7 protein-coding genes and 1 pseudogene are annotated in these 10,836 nt (G+C 66.3%); 7 read left to right on the top strand and 1 reads right to left on the bottom strand.

What is annotated here, in order from left to right; all coding sequences use genetic code 11:
* Window positions 1-502 (bottom strand): annotated as a pseudogene (locus PVW49_RS18575) (IS6 family transposase); the annotation flags it as partial.
* 539 nt (window positions 503-1,041) lie between these two features.
* Between PVW49_RS18575 and PVW49_RS18570 the strand changes: the two are divergent.
* The 7 genes from PVW49_RS18570 (at window position 1,042) to PVW49_RS18540 (ending at window position 10,836) form a co-directional block, all read left to right on the top strand.
* Window positions 1,042-2,139, top strand: coding sequence for a mandelate racemase/muconate lactonizing enzyme family protein (locus PVW49_RS18570; RefSeq protein WP_274591269.1), 1,098 nt, complete (start codon window positions 1,042-1,044; stop codon window positions 2,137-2,139).
* A 41-nt stretch (window positions 2,140-2,180) separates the two neighbouring features.
* Window positions 2,181-3,161 (top strand): sialic acid TRAP transporter substrate-binding protein SiaP, encoded by a 981-nt coding sequence (locus PVW49_RS18565; protein ID WP_083416123.1) that lies wholly within the window; start codon window positions 2,181-2,183, stop codon window positions 3,159-3,161.
* 66 nt (window positions 3,162-3,227) lie between these two features.
* Window positions 3,228-3,782, top strand: coding sequence for a TRAP transporter small permease (locus PVW49_RS18560; protein ID WP_074838196.1), 555 nt, complete (start codon window positions 3,228-3,230; stop codon window positions 3,780-3,782).
* 1 nt (window position 3,783) lies between these two features.
* Window positions 3,784-5,061 (top strand): TRAP transporter large permease, encoded by a 1,278-nt coding sequence (locus PVW49_RS18555; protein WP_274565515.1) that lies wholly within the window; start codon window positions 3,784-3,786, stop codon window positions 5,059-5,061.
* A 494-nt stretch (window positions 5,062-5,555) separates the two neighbouring features.
* Complete coding sequence (locus tag PVW49_RS18550) at window positions 5,556-7,655, top strand: hydantoinase/oxoprolinase family protein (RefSeq protein WP_274591268.1); 2,100 nt, start codon at window positions 5,556-5,558, stop codon at window positions 7,653-7,655.
* A complete protein-coding gene (locus PVW49_RS18545; protein WP_074838188.1) occupies window positions 7,652-9,235 on the top strand; it encodes a hydantoinase B/oxoprolinase family protein in 1,584 nt (527 codons plus the stop codon). The genes PVW49_RS18550 and PVW49_RS18545 overlap by 4 nt, the downstream gene beginning before the upstream one ends.
* Window positions 9,236-9,303: 68 nt before the next feature.
* Entirely contained in the window at window positions 9,304-10,836 is a 1,533-nt protein-coding gene (locus tag PVW49_RS18540; protein WP_274591267.1) for an ABC transporter substrate-binding protein, read from the top strand.

Genomic DNA, 10,836 nt, shown 5'->3' with positions numbered 1-10,836 from the left:
ATCCTGATTGTCGCGCTGATCTCACCCTGATTGTCGCGCTATATCCTGACCCTGTATCGTCGTTCGGCACCAGGGCCCTGATCGGCCTGGTGTCGCTGCGCAGCTTGACGGTGACGACAACGCGAGGCGCGCCGAACTGAGCGATCAAACGCTTCAGGGATCGTTTCGCCGCCGTCGCGTTCCGGCGCGGCTGGAGGAGAATGTCTGGAACGTCGCCATGGTCGTCGATCGCGCTCCAGAGCCAGTGCGTCACGCTGCGTATCGAGATCCCCACTTCGTCAAGATGCCATTTGTTCGCTGCGCGCGGTGCATGCTGCAAAATGAGCGCCAAAGCGGTTCACCCGCAGCCTCCCCGCTGACCGTGACGCCACGCTGTGCGAGGAGGCCCTCGACATCTGCCGCGCTTAACGCGAAACGCGTGGTATGCCCGGACGGCCTAGCTGACCACCTCGCGCGGAAAACGCAAGCCCTTCAGCCGCGGCCCGGAAGCATAATCGGTCATCTCAGAACGCCATCCGACCCAAAGCACCATTGTCAACTTGGCAATGTTCCTGACACCGCCATCCCGCGCGGACATTGTCGGCTGGCAATTCCTGTCCAACCCACGCGGACAGGGCCTACATTCTCGTGGTCCCGGTCACGGGGGCATTTACTTCACAAGGCGGGAATGCCGAACTGACGATGGGGATCGATGGGATTGCGCCAGGCGGCGACCAGCGTCCCAGACGGCAGTGACGAACCCTCGGAAGACGATCTTTGGCTCCGCCCCGGACCGCTCGGAGAGGCCCCGGAGGGATTGCCCGAAGCGCTGCGTGCCGCTGGCCATGGGTGGGGCAGGGGGCTGCGGCCCCGGGCCGGGTGGATCAGGGGCCGTTCCTTCGATGGCAGGCACCTAGTGCCATCAGGCCTGTCCCATGTCGCTTTAGGCCCCAAAGCCCCGAAACTGGACTTACCATAAATACAGACTTGGCAGGAAAATTCGGATATTGACGCCTTGTATCGTTATTTGGTAAGACCAAAATGACAGGAGGAGCCAGGTACATGCCCAAGATAGAAGCCGTCACCGCCGAATTGTTCACCTTGCCGCTGGCAGAGGTTCTCAGCGATGCCATGCATGGGGATCATACCCATTTCGAACTGGTGATCGTGCAGGTCCGGCTGGACAATGGCAGCCGCGGGACCGGCTATACCTATACCGGCGGCAAGGGCGGCCACGCGATCCTTGCCATGATCGAGCACGATTTCGCGGAGTGGCTGACCGGGCAAGAGGCCGGTGACATCGAAGCGCTGAATGCCGCGATGGGCCGGCACATCCATTATGTCGGCCGCGGCGGCATCGACAGCTTTGCCATCGCCGCAATCGATATCTCGCTCTGGGACGCCAGGTGCCGCGAACTGGGCCAGCCGCTGTGGAAGGTGGCCGGCGGCGCCTCGGACCGGTGCCGGGCCTATCGCGGCGGGATCGATCTGAACTATTCGCAGGACAGGCTTCTGGCCAGCGTACAGGGCTATCTCGATCAGGGGTTCGATGGCGTCAAGATCAAGGTCGGCAAGCCCGATCTGGCCGAAGACCTGGCCCGCGCCCGCGCGGTGCGCGCGCTGATCGGGCCGGATATCGACTTCATGGTCGACGCCAATTACGCGATGACGGTCGATCAGGCCATCGCGGCGGCACGTGGGTTCATGGAGCTGGATATCACCTGGTTCGAAGAGCCCATCGAGCCGGACGATTATGTCGGCTATGGCCACATCGCCGAGACCACCGGCTGCCCGCTGGCGATGGGCGAGAACCTGCATACCGCACAGGAATTCCGCCACGCCTTCGAGAATTCGAAACTGGCCTTCATCCAGCCCGACGCCTCGAACTGCCGGGGCATCACCGGCTGGTTGCAGGTCGCCGAGATGGCGCGCGAGGCCGGTATCCCGGTCTGTAGCCACGGCATGCAGGAGCTTCACGTCAGCCTTGTTTCCGCCCGGCCCAATGCCGGCTGGATCGAGGTGCACAGTTTTCCAATCGACGAATACACCCACCGGCCACTGGTGCTTGAAAACCGCCGGGCCGTTGCGCCTTCGACGCCGGGCATCGGTGTCGAATTCGACTGGGACAAGCTGCGCCGCGCCAACGATGTGGCGGCCTGACGTTGCACCCACCCCAAACCATGAAATTCCGGAGGAGAGAAATGAAGATCACCAATGTCATGGGGCCCGTTGCCCTGGCCGCGAGCCTGATGGGCAGCGCCGCCTTTGCCGATGTGCTGAAGTTCGCGCATGTCTACGAAGTCGGCCACCCGTTGCAGGCCGCCGCCGAAAAGGCCGCGGAGCTGTTCGAGGAGCGCACCGAAGGCCGCCATTCGATCGAGGTTTTCCCGGCCTCGTCGCTGGGCAAGGAGACCGACCTGAACGAAGGCCTGTCGCTGGGCACCGTCGATATCATCTATACCGGCGCCGGCTTTGCGGGGTCGTTCTATGGCCCGGCCTCGATGACCGATTTCCCCTTTACCCTGCGCAATCTCGATCACTGGAAAGCCTATTTCGGCAGTGACGTCTTTGCCGAGGTGGCCCGGGGCTACGCCGATGCCACCGGCGGCAACGAGATCGCGGCGGTCAGCTATTACGGCTCGCGCCACGTGACCGCCAACAAGCCGATCCTGACGCCCGAGGACATGCAGGACCTGAAAATCCGCGTGCCCGGCGCGCCGGCCTATATGCTGTTTCCGGCCGCCGTCGGGGCCAACCCGACACCGCTGGCCTTTGCCGAGGTCTATCTGGCGCTGCAACAGGGCGTGGTGGATGCCCAGGAAAACCCGCTGACCACGATCAAGGCCAAGCGTTTTCACGAGGTGCAGAGCGACATCAGCCTGACCGGCCACATCATCAACTCGACCTATACCGTGGTGTCCGGCTTCCGGCTGGGGATGCTGTCGGACGAGGACCGGCAGATCCTGGACGAGGTGCTGAAGGAAACCGCCGACGACGCCACCGCCGCCATCGTGCAGGCCGAGACCGAGCTGGCCGACTGGTTCCGGGGCGAGGGGGTCACCGTCAACGAGGTGGACCGCGCGCCCTTTATCGCCGCCGTGGCGCCGGCGCTGACCAATGGCGATCAGCCGTTCCCGACCGAGCTTTACGAGCGCTTGCAGGCGGTGCCGGACGCCGAGTAAGGCGAGATCGCACGCCGCCGCGGCCCGAGGCTTGCCGGGCCGCGGCACCCCAGGGAGGAGGACCCGATGACTCGGAAAGACCAGATCGACGCGCTGATCGGCGAGGCGGAGGAAGTCACCGACGATATTTCGGATGTCAGCTGGATGGACATCCCCGTATTGCTCGTCTTTGCGATCCTGTTCGTGATTGTCGCGCTGCAATTCTTCACCCGCTACGTGTTGAACGACAGCCTCGGCTGGACCGAAGAGATCGCGCGCTATTTCCTGATCTTGCTGGGCTTTCTGGGGGGCGTGACCTGTGTTCGCCTGGGCAAGCATATCTTTCTCGAATTTGCCTATCACTACATGGCGCCGAGGGTGATCAAGCCGGTGGTTCTGGGGGTCGAGGCGCTGGTGACGGTCTTTTGGGGCTATGCCGGCTGGCTTGGTGTGGAGCTGGCGCAGCGGACCAATTCCAGCATGGTCTCGGTGCAGATGCCCAAGGCCTATCTTTATTACGCCGTCGCCCTGGGCTGCGCCGGCATGGCGGGTCTTTCCGCCGTCATCCTGGTGCGGCAGGCGCGGCGCCCGGCGCAGGACATCGCCGCCGCCAAGCTCCCGTTCATCTCGGAGGACACCTGACATGGCTCTGACCGTGCTTTTCATCCTGCTCGCCGTCTTCCTGATCCTGGGCGTGCCGGTCGCGGTCGCCCTGGGCGGCGCCTCGCTGGCCTATATCATGATCAAGGGGCTGCCCGATGTGCTGTTGATCCACCGGATGATCGGCGGCATCGACAGTTTTCCGCTGCTGGCCATTCCGTTCTTTATCCTTGCCGGGCATCTGATGAACACCGGCGGCATCACCACCAAGATCTTTGCCTTTGCCCGGTCGCTGGTGGGCTGGCTGCCCGGTGGGCTGGGGCATGTGAACGTCGGGGCCAGCGTGATCTTTGCCGGCATGTCGGGGGCCGCGGTGGCCGATGCCGGCGGGCTTGGCAATGTCGAGATCAAGGCCATGCGCGAAAGCGGCTATGACACCGATTTCTCGGTCGGGGTCACCGCCGCCTCATCGACCATCGGCCCGATCATTCCGCCTTCGCTGCCGCTGGTGATCTATGGCGTCATGGCCTCGGTCTCGATTGGCGAGCTGTTCGCGGCCGGTCTGGTGCCGGGGCTGCTGATGGCGGTGTCGCTGATGGTCATGGTGGCATGGTATTCGTGGAAGCGCGGCTATCCGCGCGACGGCCGGATCAGCGCCTGCCGCATCTGGGAGACCTTCAAGCAGGCCTTTCTGCCGCTGCTGACCCCGGTGATCATCGTCGGCGGCATCGCCACCGGCATCTTTACCCCGACCGAGGCCGCGGTGGCCGCCGTCTGCTATGCGCTGGTGCTGGGCCTCCTGGTCTATCGTTCACTGACCTGGCGGCACCTGGTGCGGGTGTCGATGGACACGATCATCACCTCGGCCGCGATTCTGATGATCATCGCCTCGGCGGCGGTCTTTGCCTGGATCCTGACCTCGGAGCAGGTGGCGACCAAGCTGGGCGCGGCACTTCTGGGCATCACCGACAACACGCAGATCCTGCTGTTGATCATGATGGGGATCGTCCTGTTGATCGGGTTGTTCATGGAGACCATCGCGGCGATCACCATCCTCGTGCCGGTGCTCATGCCGATCGCCTTGAGCGCCGGCATCGACCCGGTGCACCTGGGGATCTTGCTGATCCTGAACCTGATGCTGGGGCTGCTGACGCCGCCGGTGGGCATGGTGCTCTTTGTCCTGGCCGAGGTTTCGGGCGTGCGTTTCGAGCGATGTGTGCGGGCCACGATGCCCTTTCTCGTGCCGCTGGTGATCGTGCTGCTGCTGATCACCTTCATCCCCGGCATCGCGCTCTGGCTGCCGAATGCGGTCTATCGCTGAGCCGGCGGCCCGGATGGGCGAGGCCTGAGCGCAGTTCGGCCCGGCGCGGTGGAGCCGGGATCGCGCGGCCGCTTCGGCCGGTTTCGGACCTTGGCCCGGCGGGCGCCGGCGGTTGCTTCCCCGCCCTTCGTCGGCGGTTGACCGGCAACGGTGGATCTTTGCGCGTCGGATCCGGGGCGCTCTTGCGGGCAAATTCCCGGTGACCCGCGCGCGGCGGCATGCCCGAGGCCCCGAAAAACGCCCAGGCTTTTCAAATGCCTGCGGATTGGGCGGCGCCGGTCTGGCCTGCCCTCGATAGACTTTTTTTTCCCTGTCACAAAAGTTTTGGATTGGACGGCGCGGGGGTTCCGCGTGTCCGATGACCCCAGGCCACCGGGCCGGGTTCGGCCGGTCTGATCCGGGCCGTTCCAGGCGGAGCGGGCAGGGGGGTCAGGTGCCTCCGGCCGGATCGAGCTGGTGCCTATCGCAGAGTGCAGAGCAGGGAAAGCGCGAAAATGAAGGATGTTACCGACACGGCGGATGGTCTGGCGCAATGGCGCGTCGGGGTGGATTCGGGCGGCACCTTTACCGATATCTGCCTGTTCGACGAGACCTCGGGCAAGATGGACGTCTGGAAGGTGTCTTCGACCCCCGATGATCCGTCGCGCGGCATGGCTTGCGGCGTCGAGGAGGCGATGCGCGAATGCGCCGGCGCCGAGACCGATCCGGCGGCCGCGGTGGCCTATCTCGGCCATGGCACCACGGTGGCGACCAATGCGCTGATCACCCATCGCGGCGCCCGCGTCGGGCTTTTGACCACCGCCGGCTTTCGCGATCTGCTGGAGATCGGCCGCCAGAAACGCCCGGATCTCTACGACATCTTTGCTGACAAGCCGCAGACGCTGGTGCCGCGGGCGCTGCGGTTCGAAGTGCCGGAGCGGCTGCTGCACGATGGCAGTGTCGAGACCGCGCTTGACGAGGACGCGGTGCGCCGGGCCGGGGCCGGGCTGCGCGCGGCAGGGGTCGAGGCGGTGGCGATCTGCTTTCTCTATGCCTTCGTCAACCCGGCGCATGAACAGCGCGCCGGGGCGATCCTCGAGCAGGAGCTGCCCGGGGTCTTTCTCTGCGCCAGCCATGAGATCGCACCGGAGTTTCGCGAATTCGAACGGCTTTCGACCGCGACGGTGAATGCCTATCTCGGGCCGATCATGCAGCGCTATATCCACCGCCTGACACCGCGGCTTGACAGTCTCGGCCTGACAGTGCCGCCGCATCTGACCCAGTCGAACGGCGGCGTGGTGCGTTTCGAGGTGGCGGCGGAGACGCCGGTGCGGGCAGTGCTCTCGGGGCCGTCGACCGGCGTGGTGGCGGCGCAGGTGATCGGTGCGGCGGCCGGCGCGCCCGACATCATCACTTTTGACATGGGCGGCACCTCGTCGGATGTGGCGCTGATGGCCGGTGGCCAGACCGCACGGACCCATGAAAGCCAGGTGCACGGCTATCCGATCAAGGCGCCGATGCTCGACATCCACACCGTCGGCGCCGGTGGCGGCTCGATCGCGCGGATCGACGCCGGCGGGCTGCTCAAGGTCGGCCCGGACAGCGCCGGCGCCGATCCCGGCCCGGTCTGCTACGGGCGCGGCGGGGCGGAGCCGACCGTGACCGACGCCAATATCGTGTTGCAGGTGCTCAATCCGACGCATCTGCTGGGCGGCCGCATGGAGGTGCGCCGCGATCTCGCCCTGGCCGCCATCGACCGCATGGCCGAACGGCTGGGCATGGACACCATGGCCACCGCCCAGGGCATCATCTCGGTGGTGACCGCCAACATGGCCAAGGCGATCCGGGTGATCTCGGTGCAGCGCGGCCACGATCCGCGGGCCTATGCGCTGATGGCCTTTGGCGGCGCCGGGCCGCTGCACGCGGTGCGTCTGGCGCAGGAGCTGGGCATGCCGCGCGTGTTGATCCCGCGCACGCCGGGCACGCTCTGCGCCATGGGGCTGCTGCTCACCGATCTGCGGGCGGAATTCCCGCTGACCCGGCTGATGCCGCTCGAAGAGGCGTCTCTGGCCGAGATCGGCGCCGCCGCCGCGGCGGTCACGGCCGAGGCCGAGGGCTGGTTCGCCGCCGAGGAGATCGCCGCCGACAAGCGCGGGCTGACCCGCCGTGTCGACATGCGCTATGAAGGCCAGAATTACGAGCTGTCGATCGACCTGCCCGCCGGGCCGGTCACCTCCGAGACACTGGCGGCGCTGCGCCAGGGCTTCACCGAAGCGCACAGGCGCATGTATGGCTTTGCCGTGGAGCAGGAGCGCATTTTCTGCGTCACCTTCCGCGCCGAGGCGGTGGGGCTGGTGCAGAAGGCCGAGCTGCCGCGGGCGGCGCTTGGCCCCGAGGCGGCCGACCGCGCCATCATCGGCGCGCGCCGGGTCTGGTATCCGGAAACCAGCTGTTTTACCGAGACCACGCTTTATGCCCGCGATCGGCTGCGGCCCGGGATGCGTTTTGACGGGCCGGCCATCGTCGAGCAGATGGACACCACCACATTGATCCCGCCGGGGGTTTCGGCCCACGTCGACGAAATCGACAATCTGATCCTGGAGCTTGGCCAATGACCGACACCGCCCCCGCGCTCGATCCGATCACCGTCGAGGTCATCGGCGCCGCGCTGTCCTCGATCGTCGAGGAAACCGGCGAGGCGCTGGTGCGCGCCTCCTATTCCACCAACGTCAAGGAGCGCCGCGACTGTTCCACCGCGCTGTTCGACCGGGCCGGCCGCACGCTGTGCCAGGCCGAGCATATCCCGGTGCACCTGGGCAGTTTCCTCGATTTCATCCCGATGGTGCTGTCGCTGCATGACGCGGCGGGCATCCGCCCCGGCGATGTGTTTGTCGGCAATGACGCCTATCAGGGCGGCGGCACCCATCTGCCCGACATCGTGCTGGCCGAGCCGGTGTTTCATGGCGGCCGGCTGGTGGCCTGGACGGTGAACCTTGCGCACCATTCAGATTTCGTCGACCGGGCGCATGCCCATATCTATCAGGAGGGGCTGCGCATCCCGCCGATCCGGCTGTATCGCGAAGGGGTGTTGCAGGAGGATGTGCAGAACCTGATCCTGCTGAACTGTCAGGTGCCGCGCGAACGGCTGTCGGATCTGCGCGCGCAGATGGCGGCGAACCGGGTCGGCGTGCAGCGCTTTCAGGAGCTGTGCGCGCGCTATGGCGCCGAGACGGTGCTGGCCTCGGGGCAGGCGCTGCTGGACTACGCCGAGCGCAAGATGCGCGCCGGCCTGGCGGCGCTGCCGGACGGGGCGTGGCGGTTCGAGGATGTGTTCGACAATCTCGATTTCGACGCGCCGATCCCGCTGGCGGTCACGGTGACAATTTCCGGCGAGGACATCGCCCTGGCCTTCGAGGCGCCGCCGCAGGTCCGTGCCGGCATCAACATGACGCGCACCGCGCTTCTGGCCACGGTCTATTACATCGTGAAATCGGTGGTCGATCCGACGGTGCTGCCCAATGCCGGGCTGGCGCGGCCGATCACGGTGACGGCGCCGGACCGATCGATCCTCAATTGCGCCCATCCGGCGGCGGTCAACGGGCGGGTGCAGACCTGCCAGCGGGTGGCCGATCTGATCCTTGGCGCGTTGGCGCAGGCGGCGCCCGAGCGGGTCTCGGCCTGCACCAATTCGACCTGCACGGTGGCGCAGTTCTCGGGCACCCGGCAGAGCGGGCCGGAGGCCGGCGCCTACTGGGTCTATCTCGAGACCATCGGCGGCGGCGGCGGCGCCCGGCCCGCGGCCGACGGGCTGGACGGCATCCATGTGCATGCCACCAATACATCGAACCTGCCGGTCGAGGCGCTGGAAGTCGAATATCCGCTGATCCTCGAGCGCTACGAGCTGGTCGACGGCTCGCAGGGGACCGGCCGCCAGCGTGGCGGCATGGGGCTGCGCCGGGTCTACCGCGCCACCGAGGATTGCCTTGTCCGGGTCGATATCTCGCGCAACCTGTCGCGCTCCTGGGGGCTGGCGGGCGGCGGCGAGGGCGGCCACGGCAGCTATGCCACCGGCCCCGGCACCGCGCCTTTCGATCGCGGCCAGGGTGCCCTGCGCCGGGGCGAATGGCTGGAGGTGGTCACCCCCGGCGGGGGCGGCTATGGCCATCCCGAGGAACGCCGCGTCGCCGCCGAGTGACGCGCCCCCGAACCTTTACCCACCCGAAGGGCCGAAAAGAGCCCGCCACAACCGACAAGGAGACTGCAATGACCAATGGACTGAACCGCCGCGGCTTTCTCGCCACGACACTCGGAGGCGCCGGGGCGCTGAGCTTCCTCGGCCCGCGCGCGCTGATGGCGCAGGAGGGCGGCACGCTGCGCTTTGCGCTGTCGACCTTTCCGCCGAGCCTCGCGGCCTGGACCTCGGCCGGAACGGCGGCGGGGACCATCAAGCTGATGATGCACCGCGGGCTTCTGAGCTACGGAGCCGACGGCATGCTGCGCGGCGAGCTGGCCGAGGATTGGTCGGTGGATGACGCCGGGGTCTGGACCTTCACCCTGCGCGAGGCGCAGTGGCACGACGGCACGCCGGTCACCGCCGAGGACGTGGCCTATACCATCGCCGAGGTCGCCAAGCCCGACAGCGCCGCTTTCAGCCAGGGCCAGATGTCGCTGATCACCAAGGTCGAGACGCCCGACGCCCGCACCGTGCGGCTGCATACCTCGGAGCCGCTGGCGACCCTGCCGGGCTGGTTCGCGCATTACCACATGCCGATCATCAAGACCGGCGAAAGCCCCGAAACCGAGATCGGCGCCGGGCCCTTCACGCTCGACAGCATCGAACGCGGCGTGTCGCTGAGCCTCACGGCCTTCGACGGCTATTACAAGCCCGGGCTGCCGAAGCTCGCCGGGGTCGAGGCCATCGTCTATGCCGACGAGAACCTGCGCGTTGCGGCGCTGGAAGCGGGCGACGTCGATCTTGCCGAATACGTGCCCTGGCAGGCCATGGCGCAGGTCGAGGACAATGACGCGCTGAGGCTCGATGTCACCGACGGGCCGTTCATGTATCTGACCTTCAACGCCGGCAAGCCGCCGTTCGACAACCCCAAGGTGCGGCAGGCCGTGGCCCATGCCATCAAGCGCGAGGATATCGTTGCGGCGGCCTTCTACGATCGCGGCGGGGCGCTGACCCATCTGCCGATCGCGGAGAAATCGGAATTCTTCAACCCCGACCTGGCCGACGCCTGGTCTTACGACCCGGAAAAATCCAAGGCGCTGCTGGCCGAGGCCGGTTATCCCGACGGTTTCTCCTGCACCATGCTGTCGACGGCGCAATACGGCATGCACCAATCCACCGCCGAGGTCTGTCAGGCCTATCTTTCGATGGTGGGCATCAACGCGCAGCTTGATCTGCCGGAATGGTCGAGCCGGGTGAAGAAGGGCAACGAAGGCCAGTACGACCTTGCCGTGATGGGCACCACCGCCGACAACAACGACCCCGACGGGCTGGTCAATGTGCTTGACGGCTCGCTGCCGCCCTCGTTCGTGCGCAGCTATGACATGCAGACGCCGGAAATCACCGAGCTATTCGCCAGGGGTCGGGCGACCTTTGACACCGAGGAACGCAAGGCGATCTACCACGAGCTGGAAAGCACCGCGATCGAAACGGTGCCGCTGGTCGGTCTCGCCTGGCGGGCGCAGGGTTATGGCATGAAGGCGGGCGTTTCGGGCTTTGCCAACCTGCCCGGGCAGCTGACCTTCTATTCCGGCATCACGCTGGAAGAAACCATGCTGGGCTGA

It is taken from the genome of Marinovum sp. PR37, assembly GCF_028807375.1.
In the GTDB taxonomy this organism is placed as follows: domain Bacteria; phylum Pseudomonadota; class Alphaproteobacteria; order Rhodobacterales; family Rhodobacteraceae; genus Marinovum; species Marinovum algicola.
This window is presented reverse-complemented; position numbering and strand designations above follow the sequence as displayed.